We start from the raw sequence: 20,347 nt of genomic DNA, 5'->3' as shown, positions 1-20,347 counted from the left end.
CTCAGCCTCCGGGACGCTCCGCCCGCTCGGCGAGCATCCGCTCGGTCGCGGCCCGGACCTCGTCGACACCGATCTCCTCGACGCCGTCGGCGGTCACCGTGATCAGGTTCGGGAAGATCGCCCGGGTGAGGTCGGGGCCTGCGGTGGCGGTGTCGTCGTCGGCGGCGTCCCACAGCGCGTTGACCGCGAGCGCGATCGCGCCGGCCCGGTCGACGCCCGGGTCGTGCCGCTTCTTCAGCGACGCCTCGGCGAACTGCGAGCCGGACCCGATGCCGACGTAGCCGGACCGGGCGCGCCTGATGCTGCCGGTCGGGTCGTAGGTGACGATGCGGACCGGGTCGGGGTCGGTCGGGTCGTAGCCGACGAACAGCGGCAGCGCGACGAAGCCCTGCATCGCCGCGCCCAGGTTCTCCCGCACGATGCTCGACAGCCTGCGGACCTTGCCGTCCTGGCTGATCGGCGCGCCCTCGACCTTCTCGTACTGCTCCACCTCGGCCGCGAACATTTTCAGCATCTGCAACGCGTGCCCGACCGACCCGGCGAACCCGGCGGCGGAGGTGTCGTCGATGCCGACGACCTTCACCAGGTCCTTCTGTGCGATCAGGTTGCCGGAGGTGGCGCGCCGGTCACCGGCGAGCAGCACGCCGTCGGCCCAGGTCAGGGCGATGATCGTGGTGCCGTGCGGGACGTCCAGGTCGGCGGGGACCCGCTGGGTGGGGTCGCGCGGGAGGTGCGAGGGCAGCAGCTCGGGGGCGTGCGCACGCAGCTGATCGAGGAACGAGGGTCCGGTCATGAGGGGGAGCGGGCTCCTTCGCACTGCGGGGCGGGGACGGGGCCGATCCTTCCCGTCCGCGGCGCCCCGGTCCACCCGCGGTGGAATGGCACACTCGCAACGGTGAGCGCACGGAGCCGGGCCGAGTCCTTCTGCACACGCCACGGGCTGCGGGTGCCCGTCCTGGAGGCCCCGATGGCCGGGGCCTGCCCACCGGAGCTGGCGGCCGCGGTGGCCGCGGCCGGCGGCATGGGTGCCGCGGGCGTCGTGAACGACACCCCGGAGGCGATCGCCGACTGGGCCGCCCGCTTCCGCGCGCTCGCCGGGACCGCGCCGTTCCAGCTCAACCTGTGGATCCCCGACCCGCCCGCCGACGACGACGTGGGCCTGCAGACCGCCTACCTCGACACCCTGGGCGGCACACCCGCACCGCCCGGCGGCCCCGGACCGTCGTTCGACGACCAGCTCGCCGCCGTCCTGGCCGCCCGGCCCGCGGCCGTCTCGACGATCATGGGGCTGTTCACGGCCGAGCAGGTCGCCGCGGTGCACGGTGCGGGCTGCGCCTGGTTCGCGACGGTCACGACCCGCGCCGAGGCCCTCGCGGCGGAGCGGGCGGGGGCCGACGCCGTCGTCGTGCAGGGCATGGAGGCCGGCGGGCACCGCGGGACCACCGACCCCGCCGACGCCGAGGCCGTCTCGGTCGGGCTGCTGGCGCTCGTCCCGTGGGTGGCCGACGCCGTCGGTGTCCCGGTGGTCGCCGCCGGCGCGATCGGCGACGGCCGGGCCCTGGCCGCCGCGCTCACCCTCGGCGCGAGCGCGGTGCAGGTGGGGACGGCGCTGCTGCGCAGCCCCGAGGCCGGGATCGACGACGGCTGGTCCGCCCGGCTCGACGGCCTGGACCCCACCGGCACGACGACCACCCGCGCCTACACCGGCCGGCTGGCCCGCGGCATCGCCACCGACTACGTCCGCGCCTGGACCGTGCCGGGCGCCCCGGCCCCGGCGCCCTACCCCCACCAGCGACGCCTGGTGGCCCGCTACCGCGCGGGTGAGCCCGGCGCGGTCGACCGGGTCAACCACTGGGCCGGGCAGGCCGCCGGACGTGCGACGACCGACCCGGCGTCCGAGGTCGTCGCCCGGCTGTGGCGCGAGGCGGATCCGCTGCTGCCCTGAGCCCGGCTCAGTCGCGGAAGGGGTCGACCATGTCGTCGAACTCGCCCTTCTTGGCGCCGTCGACGAACGCGGAGATCTCGGCCGGGGTGTAGACGAGCACCGGGCCCTCGGGGTCGCGGGCGTTGCGGACCGCGACCTGGCCGTCGTCCAGGACGGCGAACTCCACGTTCTGCCCGTCGGCGGTCCCGCCGGCCGGGCGGCGCCACGTCACGGGGCCGAGATCTGCTGCGCGCGTGCCGTTCGGGTGGGACATGGGGACCTCCGGATGTGTCCGCTGCGTCCGTTTGACTGCGGAGAGTGTCGAAAGACTGTGCAAGCGATCTTGCATCCGCACGTGTCATCCGTGACGATGGAACGACCGACACGCTGAGGGGGCCCGTGAATGCGCCGGTCGACGCACGGATCTGCCGTCGGGTGGATGTCGTCGTGACCGCCGGACGGACGAACGGGGCCGGCGGGCCCGATGTCCTCACGGTGACGTCCGTTCTCGACGGTCGTGCACACAAGGTGACCGACTCGGAACTCTGCGCACCGCACTCGATGCGGACCGGCCGGTACGCGGCCCTGTGCGGCCACCTGGTGTCCCCGGCCCCGCTGATCGACGTCGCCGGGACCCCGTGCGGCCGCTGCGTGCAGCTCGACCCGACGCCACCCGCGGAGGAGACGTCGCGGCGCCCCGCCCGCCGGCGCGGCTGGGGCCTGCGCCGGGTACTGCCGGCCTGAGTCGTCCGGTACCGGAGCGGGACCTGTCAGCGGGCGAGCCGCTCCGGGTCGGTCTGCTCGTGGCGGCGCAGCGGTCCCCGGGTGCGCCTCTCCAGGTAGCGGCGACCCGAGCGGGTCAGCTTGCTGAGGGTGTTGGGGCCGCGGCGGCGCTCGACGGCGTCGCCGATCTTGCCCAGGAGCCAGGCCAGCAACGGTGCACCGACCGCCAGGAGCAGCCATACGCGCAGGTGCCGGGAGAGCAGGGCCCACATGTCCGGACCGTCCTTTCACTGGGGCGACGGAGGCGCCGTCGCCGGACGCGCCGACAGTAGTGTGGTCCGCCCGGGTGCGCCCGCTGCGAGGTGACGGCCCGTGACCGACCCGCGACGGGATCGTTGTACGACGTGAGGGTGGGTCCGGCTGCCCCCGGCCGGGCGCCCGCTTCTGCGAGGAGGTTCGCCCGTGTTCGCTCCGGGTTCCGGCAGCGTGGTGGTCGTCGCCGTCGCGCTGCTCGTCGTCGCCGCCCTGGTCAGCCCCGCAGGTCGCCGTGCCGCGGTGGCCGCGCTCGGCTCGGTCGGACGCTGGCCCGCGTTGATCCGCGCCGAGATGCGCGGTGACGCGCCGCTGTCCGACGGGCGTGCCGACACCGCCGACGACCGTCGCTTCGACACCACGCCCGAGATGCCGGCGGTGCGTGCCGAACCGCTGCCGCCGACGTCGACGTTCCCGCAGGTGAGACACCCGGGGCGGTGATCATCGCCCGTTGTGGGAGACGGGACTGACGCCGGACGCCCCGGACGCGGTAAATTTTCTTTTACCAGCGGGAACCCCCGGCGCTCCCTCGGCGTTGCACACGTGTGAGGGCCTGCCAGAGGTGGGCCCCGCACACGTCCGTCGAGGAGGATCCAGGTGCGCTCCACGAGCAACCCGGCGTTCCGCAACCTGCCCACACAGAAGCAGGGCGGTTACGCCACGTTCGACCGCTCGGGTGGCGGCATGATGGGCGGGGGCGCCGCCATGGCCGGCTCCCAGTCGTCCTACGTCGACCCGACCCAGGCCACCCAGGACACGGGCCGGCCGATCACGGTCGACGACGTCGTCCAGAAGACCGCCATCAGCGCTGCCCTGGCTCTGGTCGCGGGCACCCTGACCGTGCTGTCGGGGCTCTACATCCTGGCGCTGCCCGCGTTCATCGTCGGGTTCGTCGTGTCCCTGATCGTCATCTTCAGGCAGAAGCCCAGCGCCGTCCTGACGCTGCTCTACTCCGGCTCGATGGGTGTCGCCCTCGGCGGCATCACCGGGTTCATGCAGATGGACCCGAACCTCCGGGGCATCGGCGTCCAGGCCGTGATCGGCACCGCCGGTGTGTTCTTCGGGATGCTGGTCGTCTACAAGACCGGTGCCGTCCGGGTCACCCCGCGGTTCACCAAGTGGATGATGGGCGCGCTGATCGGCGTCGTCGTCCTCATGCTGGCCAACCTGGTCGCGAGCTTCTTCATGGAGGGTGGCTTCGGCCTCCGCGACGGCGGCCCGCTGGCCATCCTGTTCAGCATCGTCGTGATCGGTGTGGCGGCGTTCAGCCTGCTGCTCGACTTCGACGCCGCGGACAACGCGGTCAAGGCCGGTGTCCCGGCGAAGTACTCTTGGTACCTCGCGTTCGGGCTCATGACCACCATCGTCTGGCTCTACATCGAGATCCTGCGCCTGCTGAGCTACCTGCGCCAGGACTGACCGGTCACCCACGACCCGGCCCGTGAGGGCCGGGTGCGGCCGGAATCGCCCCCTCCGGTCGCGCGCGCCGCGGACACCTCCGGTGTCCGCGGCGTCGTCGTGTCCGGGGGTGGTCCGGCGGGGCCGGGAGTCGTAGCGTCGGTGTCGTGCCCGGGAACGACCCGGTCGTCACCGGGATCGCCATCCTCCTGGGGATCGCGTTCGGGCCCGCGGTGCTGGTGGGGCTGCTGGTGCGCCTGCCCCGTCTGGTGCGCTGGGTCGCCGCGCGGCACCGCCGCCCGGCGCCGCCGCGCCCGATCGGGCCGCCTCTGGAACGGCTCGTCGCCGACCTGCGCCGCCTCGACCGGCTGCGCCGCGGGCCGCAACCGGCCACCCGCGTCCGGCGCCTGGCGCTGCTGGCCGCCTACGACGACGTCCTGCTCGACGTCTGCCGGGCAGTCGGCGTCGAGGACCCGCCGCTGCGCGCCCACGTCGAGGCGGGCGGGACCCAGGGCGCGCTCGACGCCGAGCGTGAGCTCGCGCGGCTGCGGACCGAGGCCGAGATCGAGGCCACCGGCGTGCGCATCGACCCGCCCGGCCACGCGGCCTGACCCCGTGACGCCGACGGGCCGGCCCGCACGAGGCGGACCGGCCCGTTCGTGGGACGCCGTGGGTCAGGCGAGGTTCTCGATCACCAGCGCCATGCCCTGGCCGCCGCCGACGCACATCGTCTCGAGCCCGTAGCGGCCGCCGGTGCTGCGCAGGCCGTTCATCAGGGTCGTCGTGATGCGGGCGCCGGACATGCCGAACGGGTGGCCCAACGCGATCGCGCCGCCGTGCACGTTCAGCTTGGCCTCGTCGATGCCCAGGTCGCGGGCGCTGGGCAGCACCTGCGCGGCGAAGGCCTCGTTGATCTCGACCAGGTCGATGTCGTCGATCGTGAGCCCGGCGCGGTGCAGCGCCTGCTGGGAGGCCTCGACCGGGCCGTAGCCCATGATCTCCGGCGACAGCCCCGTGACACCGGTCGAGACGACCCGGGCCAGCGGCGTGACGCCGAGCTGCTCGGCCTTCGTGTCGGACATGATCACCAGGGCGGCGGCGCCGTCGTTGAGCGGGCACGCGTTGCCGGCGGTGATCCGGCCGTCCGGGCGGAAGACCGGCTTGAGCTGCGAGATCTTGTCGTAGGTGGTGCCGGGGCGGGGGCCGTCGTCGGTGTCGACGACCGTGCCGTCGGGCAGCGTCACCGGGGTGATCTCGCGCGCGAAGAAGCCGTCGGCGATGGCCTTCTCGGCGCGGTTCTGCGACTGCACCGCGAAGCGGTCCATGTCCTCGCGGGACACGTCCTTGTACCGCGCCAGGTTCTCCGCGGTCTGCCCCATGGAGATGTAGGCGTCCGGCAGGAGGCTCTGGTCACGCGGGTCGGTCCAGCTCTCGGCGCCCTTCTCCGCGGTCCCGGCGGTGCGGGCCTCGGCGTCGGCGAACAGCGGGTTGTGCGTGTCCGGCCAGGAGTCCGACGTGCCGCGGGAGAAGCGGGAGACGGTCTCGACACCGGCGGAGACGAACACGTCGCCCTCACCGGCCTTGATCGCGTGCAGCGCCATCCGGGTCGTCTGCAGCGACGACGAGCAGTACCGGGTGATGGTGGTGCCGGGCAGCGAGTCGTAGCCGAGCTGGATCGCGACGATCCGGGCCAGGTTGTTGCCCTGCTCCCCACCGGGCAGGCCGCAGCCGAGCATCAGGTCGTCGATCTCGGCCGGGTCCAGCTGCGGGACCTGGCCCAGGGCGGCGCGGACCATCTGTACGGTCAGGTCGTCCGGGCGCATCCCGGCCAGGGAGCCCTTGTTGGCGCGGCCGATCGGGGACCGGGCCGCGGCGACGATCACGGCTTCGGGCATGGGACGTCCTCCTCCATCGCAGGTACCTCTCGAACCGACCCTACTCGTCGGTAACCGATGATCGGGAGACGGCGTGACGAAACCGTCAGGGGTCCGCGGCATGCTCTGGTCCATGACGTCGTGGGGAGACTTCCGGCGGGCCGAGCCCGCGTTCGCCGACCTGTCCGAGCGGATCCTGCGGCGGGGGATCGCGCTCGTGATCGCGACGCTGCGCGCCGACGGGTCACCGCGCGTCTCCGGGATCGAGGTGGTCCTGGACGACGCCAGCGGTGACACCGAGCTCTCCTTCGGGTCGATGCCGGGCGCCCGCAAGGGCTCCGACCTGCGGCGGGACCCGCGGTTCGCGCTGCACGCCGCACCGGCCGACCAGTCCGGCGGGGACCTCGGGGACGGCGACCTGAAGGTGTCGGGCCGGGCGGTGCTGCAGGGCCCGCTGTCCGGGCCGGTCACCGGGGACGCGTTCCGCGTCGATCTCACCGAGGTCGTCTGGACCGGGCTGAACGACGAGCGGAACCGTCTCGTGGTGCGCTGGTGGACCCCCGGTGGCGGGATGCACGAGGTCTCGCGCGAGTGAGCGGTGCGAGGATGCGTGCATGCGCTACGTCGAGCACGTCGTCGACCTGGTCGGGAACACGCCCCTCGTCCGGCTGGGAGCGACGGCCGCGGGCATCGCCCCGCCGGTCCTGGCCAAGGTCGAGTACCTGAACCCCGGTGGATCGGTGAAGGACCGCATCGCCCTGCGGATGGTCGAGGCCGCCGAGGCCTCCGGTGAGCTGCGCCCGGGCGGCACGATCGTCGAGCCGACCTCGGGCAACACCGGGGTCGGGCTGGCGATGGTCGCCCAGCGCAAGGGCTACCAGTGCGTGTTCGTGTGCCCGGACAAGGTCGGGGAGGACAAGCGCAACGTCCTCAAGGCCTACGGCGCCGAGGTCGTGGTGTGCCCGACGGCGGTCGAGCCCGACCACCCCGACTCCTACTACCAGACCTCCGACCGGCTGGTCCGCGAGATCGAGGGCGCCTGGAAGCCCAACCAGTACGCGAACCCGGCCAACCCCGAGTCGCACTACCACTCGACCGGCCCGGAGATCTGGGAGCAGACCGAGGGCCGGATCACCCACTTCGTGGCGGGGATCGGCACCGGCGGCACCATCTCGGGCATCGGGCGGTACCTCAAGGAGAAGTCGGACGGCGCCGTGCGGATCATCGGCGCCGACCCGGAGGGCTCGGTCTACTCCGGCGGCACCGGGCGCCCCTACCTGGTCGAGGGCGTCGGCGAGGACTTCTGGCCGACCACCTACGACCGCGACGTCTGCGACGAGATCGTCGCCGTCTCCGACGCCGACTCGTTCGAGATGACCCGCCGCCTCGCCCGCGAGGAGGCGCTGCTCGTCGGCGGTTCCTGCGGGATGGCGACCGTCGCCGCCCTGCGGGTGGCCGCGACGCTGCCCGCGGACGCGGTGGTCGTCGTGCTGCTGCCCGACGGTGGCCGCGGCTACCTCGGCAAGGTCTTCAACGACCGCTGGATGGCCAGCTACGGCTTCCTCCCGCCGTCGCAGGGCGCGACCATCGGCGACGTGCTGCGGCGCAAGGACGGCGCGCTGCCCGCGCTGGTGCACGCCCACCCCAACGAGACCGTCGCCGACGCCGCGCTCTACCTGCGCGAGTTCGGTGTCTCCCAGATGCCGGTGGTCAAGGCGGAGCCGCCGGTCATGGCGGCCGAGGTCGCCGGGTCTGTCAGCGAGCGCGACCTGCTCGACGCGCTGTTCACCGGGCGGGCCAAGCTCTCGGACCGGCTCGAGGACCACATGTCCGAGCCGCTGCCGACCCTCGGCGCCGGTGAGTCGGTGCAGGACGCGATGGAGGCCTTCGCCAAGGCCGACGCCGCGCTGGTGCTGGAGGACGGCAAGCCCGCGGGCGTCGTCACCCGGTCCGACGTGATCGCCTTCCTCGGCGGCAACGCCTGATCCGGCCCGCATGGGCGCCGGGAGTAGCCTCGGCGCCCATGCAGGGCTTCTCCACGCGCGCGATCCACGCCGGCCAGGTCCCGGACCCGACGACCGGCGCGGTGACGACGTCGATCCACACCAGCTCGACCTACGCCCAGGACGGCGTCGGCGGTACCCGCGGGGGGTACGAGTACTCCCGCAGCGCCAACCCGACCCGGACCGTGCTGCAGGACCAGCTCGCCGCCCTGGAGGGCGGCCGGCACGCGCACGCGTTCGGCTCGGGGATGGGGGCGACGGACACGCTGCTGCGGATCCTGCTCAAGCCCGGTGACCACCTGGTCATCCCGCACGACGCCTACGGCGGCACGTTCCGGCTGGTCGACAAGGTGCTGTCCGGGTTCGGCGTCGAGCACACCCCGGTCGACCTCGCCGACCACGACGCCCTGCGCGCGGCGCTGCGGCCCACGACCAGGGTCGTGTGGTGCGAGACCCCGACCAACCCGCTGCTCGGCATCGCCGACATCGCGGCGCTGGCCGGGGTGGCGCACGAGGCGGGCGCGCGGCTCGTCGTCGACAACACCTTCGCCTCGCCGTACCTGCAGACGCCGCTGGCGCTGGGCGCCGACGTCGTCGTGCACTCCACGACCAAGTACGTCGGCGGCCACTCCGACGTCGTCGGCGGTGCACTGGTCACCGACGACGACGCGCTGTCCGAGCAGATCGCGTTCGTCCAGAACTCCACCGGCTCGGTGCCCGGCCCGTTCGACGCGTGGCTGACCCTGCGCGGCGCGAAGACCCTCGCGGTGCGCATGGAGCGCCACTGCGACAACGCCGAGCGCGTCGCCGAGATGCTCTCCGCGCACCCCGCGGTGGCCTCGGTGCTCTACCCGGGCCTGCCCGGGCACCCCGGCCACGAGGTCGCGGCCAAGCAGATGCGCCGGTTCGGCGGGATGGTGTCGTTCCTCGCCGCGGGCGGGCGCGACGCGGCGCTGAAGATCTGCGCGGGCACCCGGCTGTTCACCCTCGCCGAGTCGCTCGGCGGGGTCGAGTCGCTGATCGAGCACCCGGGCGAGATGACCCACGCCTCGACCGCGGGGTCGATGCTCGAGGTGCCGGACTCGCTGGTCCGGCTGTCGGTCGGCATCGAGGACGCCGACGACCTGCTCGACGACCTGCGGGCCGCGCTCGACGCGGTCCGGTAGCGGCGCCGGGCGGGCTCAGCTGCGCGACTGCTCCGGCGACGGCGCGGGGGGCTGGACCACCGGCGGCGGCGGGATGACCAGGTCACCCGGGTCCACGCAGCCGCCGACCAGCGACCACGTGCCGTCGCCGCGGGCCTCGTAGCGGCCCGGGTCGGCGCAGCCCGCGTCATGCACGGTCGCCACCGCGAGCGCGGCCAGTCCGGCGGCCAGCAGCAGCGGTGCTGTCGTGCGCAGACGCGTCATTCGCGAGTCCCTCCCGACACCGGGCGCGCAGGAGACGTCACGCCCGGTGAGACATCGGCGAGGTTACCCGGGGCGGTGCGAGACTGCCGGGATGGCCGCCCCCGTCATCCCCCCGGTCACCGCCGACGACGTGCTCTCCGCCCGCGAACTGCTCTCCGGCGTCGTGCGCACCACGCCCGTCGCCGGTGCCCGCGCCCTGTCCGACCTGACCGGTACCCCGGTCCGGCTGAAGTGCGAGAACCTGCAGCGCACCGGCTCGTTCAAGATCCGCGGTGCCTACACCCGCATCGCCCGCCTCTCCGACGACGAGCGCGCAGGCGGCGTCGTCGCGGCGTCGGCGGGCAACCACGCCCAGGGCGTCGCGCTCGCCGCACGGCTGCTGGGCGTGCGCGCCACCGTGTACATGCCCGAGCGGGCGGCGCTGCCCAAGGTCGACGCGACCCGCGGCTACGGCGCCGAGGTCGTGCTCACCGGCCGCACCGTCGACGAGGCCGTCACGGCCGCCACCGCGGCCGCCGAACGGTCGGGTGCGGTGTTCGTGCACCCCTTCGACCACCCCGACATCATCGCCGGTCAGGGCACCGTCGGCTGCGAGATCCTCGACCAGGTCCCCGACGCCGGCACCGTGCTGATCTCCGCGGGCGGCGGTGGGCTGCTCGGCGGGACCGCGGCGGTCCTGCGCGCCGCCCGCCCGGACATCCGGATCGTCGGGGTGCAGGCCGCGGGTGCCGCGGCCTGGCCGTCGTCGCTGGCGGCGGGTGAGCCGATGCCGGTCGGCGGGATGCGCACGATGGCCGACGGGATCGCCGTCGGACGCCCGGGCGACGTGACGTTCGCGCAGGTCAGCAGCCTGATCGACGAGATGGTCACGGTGTCGGAGGACGCGTTGTCCGCGGCGCTGCTGCACTGCCTGGAACGGGCGAAGATGCTCGTCGAGCCGGCCGGTGCCGCGTCCGTCGCCGCACTGATGGAGCAGCCCGACCGCTGGCCGGGACCGGTCGTGTGCGTGCTGTCCGGCGGCAACGTCGACCCGCTCGTGCTGCTGCAGGTCATCCGGCACGGGCTGGTCGCCTCGTCCCGCTACCTCACCCTGCACCTGCGGATGCCCGACCGCCCCGGCGCGCTCGCAGAGCTCCTTGCCCGGGTCGGTCGGCTCGGGGCCAACGTCACCGACGTCGCGCACTCGCGGATCAGCGGCGCGCTCGCGGTGGGGGAGGTCGACGTCGAGCTCAGTGTGGAGACGCGGGGGCCCGAGCACCGCGACGTGATCGTCGCCGACCTGCGCGAGGCCGGGCACGCCGTCGCCACGCCCTGACCCGCCCTGGCCCGCTGCGACCGCCCTGACCCGTTCGGAGACCGGCTCCGACCGGCTCCGACACGCGAACGGGCCCGGCCGACCGGCCGGGCCCGTCCCGCGGGTGGTCGTGGGTCAGCCGGTGAAGGCCTCCACCGACACCAGCGTCACCTTCATGGTTCCGCCGTCGGGCAGCTGGTACTCGCGGGTGTCACCCGGCTTCGCGCCGAGCAGCGCCGCGCCGAGCGGGGAGTTCGGGGAGATGACCTGCAGGTCGCCGTGGCTGCCCTCCTCGCGGGAGCCGAGCAGGACCTTCTCGGTCTCGTCGTCGTCCTCGTAGCGGATCTCGAGGACGGTCCCGGGGGAGGCCTCGTCGGAGCTGGACGGCGCGGTGCCGACCTGGGCGGTGCGCAGCAGCTCCTGCAGCTGACGGATCCGGGCCTCCTGCTGGCCCTGCTCCTCGCGCGCCGCGTGGTAGCCGCCGTTCTCCTTGAGGTCGCCCTCCTCGCGGCGGGCGTTGATCTCCGCGGCGATGACGGGCCGGTTCTCGATCAACCCGTCCAGCTCGGCCTTCAGCCGGTCGTAGGCGTCCTGGGTCAGCCAGGTGGCCTGGGTGTCCGTCACCGTCATCAACTCCTCCAGGAAAACAGGACGTGTCACCGCCGGGACGCCTGGCGCCCGGCGGGCACACGGGGGTGGCGGCTCCGAGCGGCACGCCCCGAGTAAGGAAAAACACGACCCGCCTGCGGGTCGTGTGGGGCTCACCTTACCACGGAGCGTGCCGCTCATCGCAGCCTTTCGGTGAACGGGCGCGCGTGCCGGATAGTTCCCTGTCGAGGAATATTCGCAGGTAACGGGGTTGTCGACGCCCACGCCGCCGCCCCGGTCGCGTCGGCGTCAACCGTCCGTCGCAGACAGGCGCCCCGGCGGGAACAGATGGTGCGGGTGACGGCGTTGCCGATGCCGGAGCCCGTGCTCGGCGCGGTTCCTGTCGGTCCCCTCTGCCAGGATCGTCCCTGAGCACGACCTCGCCGCCCGCCGCCGGCAGACCACCGGTGCGGGACCCGAGTCCGGTGACCGTGGAGGAACCCGCCCCGATGGCTACGCAGTACACCCCGTCCGCCCCGCGCCCGGTCCAGCCGCCTGCGCCCGGCGAGCGTCCCCGGTTGATGACGGTGCACGCCCACCCCGACGACGAGTCGTCGAAGGGCGCGGCGACCACCGCCCGGTACGTCGACGAGGGTCACGAGGTCATGGTCGTGACCTGCACCGGCGGTGAGCGGGGCAGCATCCTGAACCCCGCGATGGACCGGCCGGACGTCCTGGAGAACATGACCGCGGTCCGCAACGCCGAGATGGCCCGCGCCGCCGAGATCCTCGGCGTGCAGCACGTCTGGCTCGGCTTCGTCGACTCCGGCCTGCCCGAGGGCGACCCGAAGCCCCCGCTGCCCGAGGGCTGCTTCGCCCTGGGTGACGTCGAGGAGCAGACCGCGGCGCTGGTGAAGGTCATCCGCGAGTTCCGCCCGCACGTGATCGTCACCTACGACGAGAACGGCGGGTACCCGCACCCGGACCACATCCGCACCCACGTCATCTCAATGGCGGCCTGGGAGGCCGCGGGCGACCCGGCACGCTTCCCCGAGGCCGGGGCCCCGTGGCAGCCGATGAAGCTCTACTACGGCCACGGCTTCTCCAAGGCCCGGCTGGAGGCCTTCCACAACGCGATCGTCGAGTCCGGCCAGGAGTCGCCGTACGCGGAGTGGCTGGAGAACTGGAAGAGCGACCGGCCCGACCCCGGCACCCGGGTGACCACCAAGGTCCCGTGCTCGGACTGGTTCGGCCGGCGCGACGACGCGCTGCGCGCACACGCCACCCAGATCGACCCGGACAGCAGGTTCTTCTTCACCCCGCTCGAGGTGCAGGCCCGGGTGTGGCCCACCGAGGACTACGAGCTGGTCCAGTCCCTGGTCGACACCGAGGTCCCGGAGGACGACCTGTTCGCCGGCATCCCCGTCGAGGTCGGCGGGGAGCGCCGTCGCGCCGGATGAGGGCGCGCGGGCTCCGCGGGTAGCCTGGTCACCGGCCCCTCCCGCAGCTGCGGGGTGGTGCCGGTGATCCGGGAACCGGAGTACGGAGGCGCGTGGCGGTGCAGGTCGAGAACGTGACGGCTGTGGTGAACCAGGTCGTGACGGGCCTGCTCGTCCCGATGCAGGACCGGCCCCCGCCCCCCGGGCAGCTGCCCGAGTTCGGCAACGCGGCTCCCGCCGGGCTGGCGATCGTGCTGCTCCTGCTGCTCGCGACGGTCTTCCTCATCCGCAACATGAGCAAGCGGATCACCCGGCTCCCGGAGTCCTTCGACGGTGAGGACACCGCGGAGGGCGGATCCGACCCGGCCGGCACCGCATCCGGGACCGCGACCGACCGCGGCGAGCCGGGACCGGCCCGCTCCTGAGCCGCCGACCCGCGGACGCAGCGGGTCAGCGCAGCAGCACCAGCCAGATCGCGACGTGGTGGCAGGCCCAGGCCAGCACCGTCGCGGCGTGGAAGAACTCGTGGTAGCCGAACGTCGCGGGCCACGGGTCGGGCCGTCGTAGCGCGTACATGACCGCGCCGACGGTGTAGAGGGCCCCGCCGGCGAGCAGCAGCACGAGCGCGGCCACGCCACCGCCGGCCAGCAGCCCGGGCAGCACGAACACCGCGACCCAGCCGAGCGCGACGTAGATCGGCACCCCGACCCAGGCCGGCGCGGTCGGCCACGCGAGCTTGAGCGCGACCCCGGCGAGCGCCCCGCCCCAGACGACGGCGAGCACCCAGGTGGCGGTCGCCGCGGGGAGCGCCAGCACCGAGACCGGCGTGTAGGTGCCCGCGATGAACAGGAAGATCATCGAGTGGTCGAGGCGCTTCATCAGCCGTCGCCGGGCCGGGTCGACCCAGGTTTGCCGGTGGTACAGCGCACTGATCCCGAACAGGCCGAACGTGGTCAGCGTGTAGACGGCCGTGGCCGCGGCCGCGGAGGCCCCGACGAGCGCCCCCGCGACACTGATGAGCGCGGCGCACGCGAACACGGAACCGACGAGGCTCCACAGGTGCAGCCAGCCCCGCATACGGGGCTTGAGCGGGGCGGACGGGGCGATACTCACGCACCCCGACGTTACGGGTCGCGACGGCGGGGGTCCCGTCCGGCGGACGAACGCCACACCCGGGACTAGGCTCCCTGTACGTGGCCCTCCGAGACCTGCTCTACACGGTGTACGAGCGCAGGATCCTGCGTCAGATCGCGGGGGCCGAGCAGCCCAGGCACGTGGCGCTCATCCTCGACGGCAACCGCCGCTGGGCGCGGGAGGCCGGTCTGGCCGACCCCGCGGAGGGGCACCGTGCCGGCGCGGCGAAGATCGCCGAGATGCTCGGCTGGTGCTCCGAGGCGGGCGTCGAGGTCGTCACGGTGTTCCTGCTGTCCACCGACAACCTGGACACCCGCTCCCCGGAGGAGCTCAAGGACCTCCTGGAGATCATCGCCGGGGTCGTCGACGACCTCTCCGGCCCGGACACCCCGTGGCGGCTGCGGGTGGTCGGCGCGATGGAGCTGCTGCCGAGCAGCCTGGCCGACCGGCTGACCGCGGCGGTCGCCCGTACCAGCGACCGCGGGGGCATCCAGCTGAACGTCGCCGTCGGCTACGGCGGCCGCCAGGAGATCGCCGACGCCGTCCGCAAGATGCTGCTGACCCAGGCGGAGGCGGGACGGACGATCGAGGAGCTCGCGGAGTCGCTCGACGTCGACCACATCGCGGAGCACCTCTACACCTCCGGACAGCCCGACCCGGACCTCGTCATCCGGACCAGCGGCGAGCAACGGCTGTCGGGGTTCCTGCTGTGGCAGTCGGCCCATTCGGAGTTCTGGTTCTGCGAGGCCTACTGGCCCGAGTTCCGCCGCGTCGATTTCCTGCGGGCACTGCGCGACTTCGGCGCACGGCACCGACGTTTCGGCGGATGAATTCAGATCGACCGTAACCTCCGGCCGACTCGCTCGTTATATAAGCCCCGGAAACGGAGATCGCGATCCCCGGAAACGGGAAAGACCCCGGGAGCGGACTCCCGGGGCCTTCCGCGCGTCGGTGACGCGAGGTCTTACTTGCCACCGCCGTGGTGCTTGCCACCGTCGATGTCGACCTTGTCGCCGTTGTCGGCGGCGTTGGTGCAGTCGACGCTGTTGTCCGACTTGACGCCCGACTTGTTGTACGCCTCGCTGAACAGACCGCCCAGGGCACCCTGGACCAGGCTGTTGCCGTTGAGGGCGGTCCCGCAGGCCTGCGGCGAGACGTTGATGTTGTTGTTGGACAGGTTCACCAGGCCGGCGCTGTTCTTCTGCGCGACGCCCTCGGAGTCCTCGACGGTCGAGGCCTTGGCCTTGTTGCCGCTGAAGTAGCTCTCGTGGGACTTGGTGTTACCGCTGTCCTTGATGTAGGTGTCGCCGCCGTGCTCACCCGCGAACGCGAGCGGGCTCAGCGCGACGAGCGACGCGGCGCCGGCCGCGGCAACGATTCCAGCCTTCTTCAGCACAGTCCGTCTCCTGTTAGTCGGAGAGCGCGCCCGACCAAGGTGCGCAACTCTCAGTACCTGTCGACGCTCGAACCGGGGAGCCCGCATCGACTGCGTGTCAATCTAACGGACGCTTTCGCGCTCGACAATCTGACCCTGCGTAATTCTTCGAGGGAGTCGGCGAACCATTCGTGTACCTGGGGATTCGTCACCGCCATCGCAGCGCGGTCGGCGTGGCGTGCGGGCGTGTCGGCACTGCGGCGGTCGGGGCAGCGGGGTGGGAGCCGTTCGGGGGAGGCGTGCGGCCGGTGTCGGCGGTACCGGGATCCGGCTGTGCGGCCCGCCGCGCGGGTGGGCATCGACTTCACGGGTTCGGCGCCGGCCGGGACGGTCGAGCGGGGTGGGCCTCGGAGGTGGGCCTCAGAGGTGGGCCGCGCCGGAGCGGGGCGCAGGTCGGCGGGCGAACCCGAGGTGCCGCAGGTGCCGAACCGGTGTGGGCGACCCGGTTCGGCTCCTGGTCCGGCCGCATGATCACCGGTTGTGGAGTCAGGCGTCCGCGACGCGGACGTTCCGCTCCACAACCGGCGATCATGGGGGCGTCCGACGTCCGGCGTCTCGTACGAGGTCGTGAGCGCCGGAGGTAGCGCGGACGGGCCGGGACGGCAGCGGTCGACGCGGGGGCGGTCGGCCGCGAGGGCCGTCGGGCGGCCGGGGCAGCCGGGGCGCCGGAGGTGGCCGGGCGCGGGGCCGCTGGGACGGCGGGCGACCCGATCTGTCGCGACCGAGGGCCGCTGGGCGGCTGAGCGGCAGTCGCGTGCGGGGGTGCTGGGACGTCGGACGGCCTCACGGCCGCCGGCGTGAAGGAGGTCGGGCGGCAGGAGCGCCGCCGGGCGCGGGTGTCGCCGGGTGGTAGCGCGGCCGGGGGGCGAGGACAGCCGGGCACGAGGGGAGACGGGCTTCGTGCACGGAGCGTGGTCGCGCAGCCGAGGAATCGGAGTAGCGCCCGCAGGTCTCGACACGACGGGGTGAGCACGTCCGCCGGGGGTCGGAAAACGGTGACCCGACGGAATCCCGGCCACCCGGGAGTGGACTCGGGGCGGAACGCGAAAATGCCCCGGAGCAGAAGCTCCGGGGCATTCTCAGATCTGCGAGGAGATCAGCCGATCGAGTCGCCGGCGCCGGCCTCCTGGCCGCAGTTGTCCGACTGGTCGGTCGTCGAGTCGCCCGACTTCGCCTGGGCCTTGCCCAGGATGCCCAGGGCGCCGGTGACGCCGTTGAGGGCGGAGGCGTCCTCGACCGGGACCTGCACGCCCAGCACGTTGACCGGGACGTTGTTGTTGCAGGCCTGGATCGGCACGTTGACGTTGTTGCCGTTCAGGCCGGCGATGAGGCCCTTGGCGTCCTTGTCGATGACGTTCTCGGCACCGTGGTGGTGGCCGCCCTTGTGGCCGTGGTCGCCGTCCTTGTCGCCGGCGAAGGCGAGCGGGGACAGGGCGAGCAGGGACGCGGCGGAGGCCGCAACCACGATTCCAGCCTTCTTCAGCACAGTTTTCTCCTGTTGAGTCTCGAGTCCGCCCGAAGCCGGTCTCACGCGTGCCGGCACGCTGACGAGGGGGAGCCCGTACCGACTGCGAGAAAAGCTACCGCTGTTATTCCTGCGAAACAAATCTCGTGACCCTATCGAGGTACACTTTCACTGACGGTTCCGATACTCCCCAAATAGGTTGTTCCGGTTCCGTGCGACCGAGCTGTCGCCGACACGGATCGTGTACCCTGCGTGGTCGGGTACGTCCGAACGGACGCGTCACCGGCGGCCCTCGCCGTCGTTCCGCTCCGGGCCCGCCTACGCTCCGGGGATGGACCTGCTGCACGCGACGGCGGAGCTCGCGTCGCGGGTGGACCGGCTGCGGCCGGGTGTGCTGGACGGGCCGCCGCCGTACCCGTCGATCGCCCGGCGGGTGGCCGCGGAGCCGGTCCAGGACCCGGCGGCGCTGGTCGTCACGGCCGGGCGGCTGCGTGCGGAGGTCGCGGCGGCGGGGCTCCCGGACGGTCGTCGCCGGTACCTGGACGCGCTCCTGGTCGCGCTGCGGTGCCGGGCCCGGCTGCTCGCCGGCGAGGACGTCGGCTACGTCGAGCAGGTCCGCGACCTGTTCGGGGTGCTCCCGCGCCGCAGCGAGCCGGACGAGCTGCACGAGGCGCACCGCAGGCTGGCGACGGTGCTGCCCGGGCGCGGCCCACTGGCCGCCCGGATGCGGGACCACCGGGCCGCCGACGTCGTCCCGGCGGAACGGCTGGCCGGTGCGGTCACCGCCGTCGTCGCCGAGCTGCGTCGCCGCACCCGCGACACGCTGGGGCTCCCGGACGGCGAGCACGCCGACGTCGACCTCGTCGGCGCCCGCCCCTGGACGGCGTTCACCCGCTACCGCGGGGGCCTGCGCAGCCGGATCTCGGTCGCGACGACGGGCCGGGTGCGGGCCGGGTCGCTGCTGCCGCTGCTCGCCCACGAGGCCTATCCCGGCCACCACCTGCAGTACTGCCGGGCCGAGGTCGCATCGGCGCGGTACCCGGAGCTGGCACTGCGGCTGGTCCACAGCCCGCAGGGGCTGGTCGCGGAGGGAGCGGCGGAGGCCGCCGTCGCCGTGGTGCCCGGCCCCGGCTGGGGCGCGGTCGCCGAACGCGTCCTCGCGGGCGCGGGCGTGCACCTCGACGGCCCGGCGGCCGAGCGGATCGAACTGGAGCTGGACCTGCTCGGCCGGGTCCGGCTCGACGCCGCCCTCATGCGTCACGTCGACGGCGCCGGCCCCGACGCGGTGCTCGCCCACCTCTCACGCTGGCTGCTGGTCGACGACGACCGGGCGCGGCGCATGCTCGACTTCCTCGACCACCCCCAGTGGCGCACCTACCCGGTCACCTACGCCGAGGGCGGCCCGCTCGTGCGCGCCCGGCTCGCCACCGACCCCGAGGGCCCCGCCGCCGCACTGGCGACGCTGCTCGACACCCCGGTCCTGCCGTCGGATCTGGTCACCGACGGTGGCGCCGCGCCCGGTCCGGAACGCGGTGGACCGCCCCCCGCCGCGGTTGGAGTACTCCGTCCGCCGCGCCTCGGCTGAGCCGAACGGCTCGCCACCGAACGAGGCGCTGATACCCGATCCGACGTCGGACGGTACCGATCACACGATGAACGGCACGTTACGACTGTTCCATCAGGGGTCAACGTAGGGATCCGACGCAGAGTTGCTATTGACCGCACGAGGGTGACCACTAGTAGCGTCCATGACGACGGGCTGTACCCGATGCGGCCCGTTCGGGAGGCCCTGGAGTGGTGTCACACGCACCCGAGAGGGCCGGCACCCGGCCCTTGCGGGCGTGCCGGCCGGAGGACCGCCATGGTCCCTCCGCGTCGTCGCGGCCCGCACCGGGGCCGGCCGGCCCGACGCAGAGCAGGCGCGGTGCCGCGCCTGCGAGGGAGCACCCGTGACCGATCGTCGTCCCGCCCTCACCGACCCGACCTCCGCACCCCAGGGGTCCGTCGGGGACGCACCGGCAGGTACCACCCGCTGCTACGTGCTCGACACGTCCGTGCTGCTGTCCGACCCCTGGTCGCTGCAGCGCTTCGACGAGCACCAGGTCGTCCTGCCGCTCGTCGTCATCAGTGAGCTGGAGGCCAAGCGTCACCACCCCGAACTGGGCTGGTTCGCCCGGACCGCGCTGCGCCAGCTCGACGAGCTGCGCGTCAAGCACGGCCGTCTCGACGCACCCGTGCCGATCGGCGAGTCCGGCGGCACGTTGCACGTCGAGCTGAACCACTCCGACCCCACGGTCCTGCCGGCCGGGTTCCGCACCGACTCGAACGACTCGCGGATCCTGGCCTGTGCGCTGAACCTCAAGGCGGACCCGGCCGCACCGGCGGACGTCACGCTGGTCACCAAGGACATGCCGTTGCGGGTCAAGGCCGCCGCGGTCGGTCTGGACGCCGACGAGTACCACGGCCAGGACGTGCTGTTCTCCGGCTGGACCGGGATGACCGACCTGGAGGTGACCCCCGAGGACGTCGACGCGTTGTTCCGCGACGGCGTCATCGACCACGACGAGGCCCGCGACCTGCCCTGCAACACGGGGTTGCGGCTGGTCGGGGCGTCGAACGCGCTCGGGCGGGTCACCGCGGACAAGCGGGTCAAGCTGGTGCGCGGGGACCGGGAGGCGTTCGGGCTGCACGGCCGTTCGGCCGAGCAGCGGATCGCGCTGGACCTCCTGCTGGACAACGAGGTCGGGATCGTCTCCCTCGGCGGCCGCGCCGGGACGGGCAAGTCGGCGCTCGCGCTGTGCGCCGGTCTGGAGGCGGTGCTGGAACGACGCCAGCACCGCAAGATCGTCGTCTTCCGGCCGCTCTACGCCGTCGGCGGGCAGGACCTCGGCTACCTGCCCGGCAGCGAGGTCGAGAAGATGCAGCCCTGGGCGCAGGCCGTCTTCGACACCCTGGGCGCGATGGTCAGCCAGGACGTCATCGACGAGGTCATCGCCCGCGGGCTGCTGGAGGTCCTGCCGCTGACCCACATCCGCGGCCGGTCGTTGCACGACACCTTCGTGATCGTCGACGAGGCGCAGTCGCTGGAGCGCAACGTGCTGCTCACGGTGCTGTCCCGGCTCGGGACGGCGTCGCGCGTCGTGCTCACCCACGACGTCGCGCAGCGCGACAACCTGCGCGTCGGACGGCACGACGGCGTCAACGCCGTCATCGAGAAGCTCAAGGGCCACCCGCTGTTCGCGCACGTCACGCTGACCCGCAGCGAGCGCTCGCCGATCGCCGCGCTGGTCACGGAGATGCTGGAGGGACCCAACTCCTGAGGTGCCGGGCCCGGCCCCCGTCCGCAGCC

At 73.2% G+C, this 20,347-nt stretch carries 23 protein-coding genes; 14 read left to right on the top strand and 9 right to left on the bottom strand.

All coding sequences use genetic code 11. The features are described 5' to 3' along the window. Window position 1: 1 nt before the first annotated feature. The gene (gene prcB, locus DMP17_RS22360) at window positions 2-793 is read right to left on the bottom strand and encodes a proteasome subunit beta (protein WP_337830489.1); all 792 of its coding nucleotides are present in this window, start codon (window positions 791-793) and stop codon (window positions 2-4) included. Between the two features lie 102 nt (window positions 794-895). Here prcB and DMP17_RS22355 point away from each other — a divergent pair, with 102 nt between their 5' ends. After that, on the top strand, window positions 896-1,945 hold the full coding sequence (locus DMP17_RS22355; RefSeq protein WP_337830488.1) for an NAD(P)H-dependent flavin oxidoreductase: 1,050 nt from the start codon (window positions 896-898) through the stop codon (window positions 1,943-1,945). A 7-nt stretch (window positions 1,946-1,952) separates the two neighbouring features. Here the strand turns inward: DMP17_RS22355 and DMP17_RS22350 are convergent, their stop codons facing one another. Further along, complete coding sequence (locus tag DMP17_RS22350; protein ID WP_062400334.1) at window positions 1,953-2,198, bottom strand: DUF397 domain-containing protein; 246 nt, start codon at window positions 2,196-2,198, stop codon at window positions 1,953-1,955. 254 nt (window positions 2,199-2,452) lie between these two features. Here DMP17_RS22350 and DMP17_RS22345 point away from each other — a divergent pair, with 254 nt between their 5' ends. Then, on the top strand, window positions 2,453-2,668 hold the full coding sequence (locus tag DMP17_RS22345; RefSeq protein WP_208818814.1) for a hypothetical protein: 216 nt from the start codon (window positions 2,453-2,455) through the stop codon (window positions 2,666-2,668). A gap of 26 nt (window positions 2,669-2,694) precedes the next feature. Here the strand turns inward: DMP17_RS22345 and DMP17_RS22340 are convergent, their stop codons facing one another. Continuing rightward, entirely contained in the window at window positions 2,695-2,919 is a 225-nt protein-coding gene (locus tag DMP17_RS22340) for a hypothetical protein (protein WP_062400338.1), read from the bottom strand. 190 nt (window positions 2,920-3,109) lie between these two features. Here DMP17_RS22340 and DMP17_RS22335 point away from each other — a divergent pair, with 190 nt between their 5' ends. The 3 genes from DMP17_RS22335 (at window position 3,110) to DMP17_RS22325 (ending at window position 4,968) form a co-directional block, all read left to right on the top strand. After that, entirely contained in the window at window positions 3,110-3,400 is a 291-nt protein-coding gene (locus DMP17_RS22335) for a hypothetical protein (protein WP_226355232.1), read from the top strand. Window positions 3,401-3,556: 156 nt separating this feature from the next. Next, window positions 3,557-4,378 (top strand): Bax inhibitor-1/YccA family protein, encoded by an 822-nt coding sequence (locus DMP17_RS22330; protein WP_226355233.1) that lies wholly within the window; start codon window positions 3,557-3,559, stop codon window positions 4,376-4,378. A gap of 146 nt (window positions 4,379-4,524) precedes the next feature. Then, the gene (locus DMP17_RS22325) at window positions 4,525-4,968 is read left to right on the top strand and encodes a hypothetical protein (RefSeq protein WP_226355234.1); all 444 of its coding nucleotides are present in this window, start codon (window positions 4,525-4,527) and stop codon (window positions 4,966-4,968) included. Window positions 4,969-5,031: 63 nt separating this feature from the next. On the opposite strand, the gene DMP17_RS22320 is transcribed toward DMP17_RS22325, so the two are convergent. Next, on the bottom strand, window positions 5,032-6,252 hold the full coding sequence (locus DMP17_RS22320) for an acetyl-CoA C-acetyltransferase (RefSeq protein ID WP_337830487.1): 1,221 nt from the start codon (window positions 6,250-6,252) through the stop codon (window positions 5,032-5,034). A 112-nt stretch (window positions 6,253-6,364) separates the two neighbouring features. Between DMP17_RS22320 and DMP17_RS22315 the strand changes: the two genes are divergently transcribed. The 3 genes from DMP17_RS22315 to DMP17_RS22305 are packed head-to-tail and all read left to right on the top strand — an operon-like array spanning window position 6,365 to window position 9,400. Then, a complete protein-coding gene (locus DMP17_RS22315) occupies window positions 6,365-6,826 on the top strand; it encodes a pyridoxamine 5'-phosphate oxidase family protein (protein WP_337830486.1) in 462 nt (153 codons plus the stop codon). Window positions 6,827-6,845: 19 nt separating this feature from the next. Continuing rightward, complete coding sequence (locus tag DMP17_RS22310; RefSeq protein ID WP_226355237.1) at window positions 6,846-8,216, top strand: cystathionine beta-synthase; 1,371 nt, start codon at window positions 6,846-6,848, stop codon at window positions 8,214-8,216. Between the two features lie 38 nt (window positions 8,217-8,254). Further along, the gene (locus DMP17_RS22305) at window positions 8,255-9,400 is read left to right on the top strand and encodes a cystathionine gamma-synthase (protein ID WP_226355238.1); all 1,146 of its coding nucleotides are present in this window, start codon (window positions 8,255-8,257) and stop codon (window positions 9,398-9,400) included. A 15-nt stretch (window positions 9,401-9,415) separates the two neighbouring features. Here the strand turns inward: DMP17_RS22305 and DMP17_RS22300 are convergent, their stop codons facing one another. Further along, window positions 9,416-9,643 (bottom strand): hypothetical protein, encoded by a 228-nt coding sequence (locus DMP17_RS22300; RefSeq protein ID WP_073577681.1) that lies wholly within the window; start codon window positions 9,641-9,643, stop codon window positions 9,416-9,418. Between the two features lie 91 nt (window positions 9,644-9,734). Between DMP17_RS22300 and ilvA the strand changes: the two genes are divergently transcribed. Further along, a complete protein-coding gene (ilvA, locus tag DMP17_RS22295) occupies window positions 9,735-10,958 on the top strand; it encodes a threonine ammonia-lyase (RefSeq protein WP_337830485.1) in 1,224 nt (407 codons plus the stop codon). A 114-nt stretch (window positions 10,959-11,072) separates the two neighbouring features. Here the strand turns inward: ilvA and greA are convergent, their stop codons facing one another. Then, on the bottom strand, window positions 11,073-11,561 hold the full coding sequence (greA, locus tag DMP17_RS22290) for a transcription elongation factor GreA (protein WP_174525543.1): 489 nt from the start codon (window positions 11,559-11,561) through the stop codon (window positions 11,073-11,075). 473 nt (window positions 11,562-12,034) lie between these two features. Between greA and mca the strand changes: the two genes are divergently transcribed. Both mca and DMP17_RS22280 read left to right on the top strand, forming a co-directional pair. After that, on the top strand, window positions 12,035-12,985 hold the full coding sequence (gene mca / locus DMP17_RS22285; protein WP_373324079.1) for a mycothiol conjugate amidase Mca: 951 nt from the start codon (window positions 12,035-12,037) through the stop codon (window positions 12,983-12,985). A gap of 92 nt (window positions 12,986-13,077) precedes the next feature. Further along, a complete protein-coding gene (locus DMP17_RS22280; protein ID WP_083658998.1) occupies window positions 13,078-13,389 on the top strand; it encodes a hypothetical protein in 312 nt (103 codons plus the stop codon). 25 nt (window positions 13,390-13,414) lie between these two features. Here DMP17_RS22280 and trhA read toward each other — a convergent pair whose 3' ends face one another. After that, window positions 13,415-14,041: a PAQR family membrane homeostasis protein TrhA gene (trhA, locus tag DMP17_RS22275; protein WP_337832711.1), complete on the bottom strand. Its 627-nt coding sequence runs from the start codon at window positions 14,039-14,041 to the stop codon at window positions 13,415-13,417. 116 nt (window positions 14,042-14,157) lie between these two features. On the opposite strand from trhA, the gene DMP17_RS22270 reads away from it, so the two are divergent. Then, a complete protein-coding gene (locus tag DMP17_RS22270; RefSeq protein ID WP_208818822.1) occupies window positions 14,158-14,928 on the top strand; it encodes an isoprenyl transferase in 771 nt (256 codons plus the stop codon). Window positions 14,929-15,062: 134 nt separating this feature from the next. Here DMP17_RS22270 and DMP17_RS22265 read toward each other — a convergent pair whose 3' ends face one another. Continuing rightward, window positions 15,063-15,494 (bottom strand): hypothetical protein, encoded by a 432-nt coding sequence (locus DMP17_RS22265; protein WP_226355240.1) that lies wholly within the window; start codon window positions 15,492-15,494, stop codon window positions 15,063-15,065. 1,135 nt (window positions 15,495-16,629) lie between these two features. Then, a complete protein-coding gene (locus DMP17_RS22260) occupies window positions 16,630-17,019 on the bottom strand; it encodes a hypothetical protein (protein ID WP_208818823.1) in 390 nt (129 codons plus the stop codon). Window positions 17,020-17,329: 310 nt separating this feature from the next. Between DMP17_RS22260 and DMP17_RS22255 the strand changes: the two genes are divergently transcribed. Both DMP17_RS22255 and DMP17_RS22250 read left to right on the top strand, forming a co-directional pair. Next, the gene (locus DMP17_RS22255; protein WP_337830484.1) at window positions 17,330-18,583 is read left to right on the top strand and encodes a DUF885 domain-containing protein; all 1,254 of its coding nucleotides are present in this window, start codon (window positions 17,330-17,332) and stop codon (window positions 18,581-18,583) included. A gap of 454 nt (window positions 18,584-19,037) precedes the next feature. Then, a complete protein-coding gene (locus DMP17_RS22250) occupies window positions 19,038-20,318 on the top strand; it encodes a PhoH family protein (RefSeq protein ID WP_062400360.1) in 1,281 nt (426 codons plus the stop codon). The last annotated feature ends 29 nt before the right edge of the window (window positions 20,319-20,347 follow it).

The organism is Pseudonocardia sp. TMWB2A (assembly GCF_017312135.1).
This window is presented reverse-complemented; position numbering and strand designations above follow the sequence as displayed.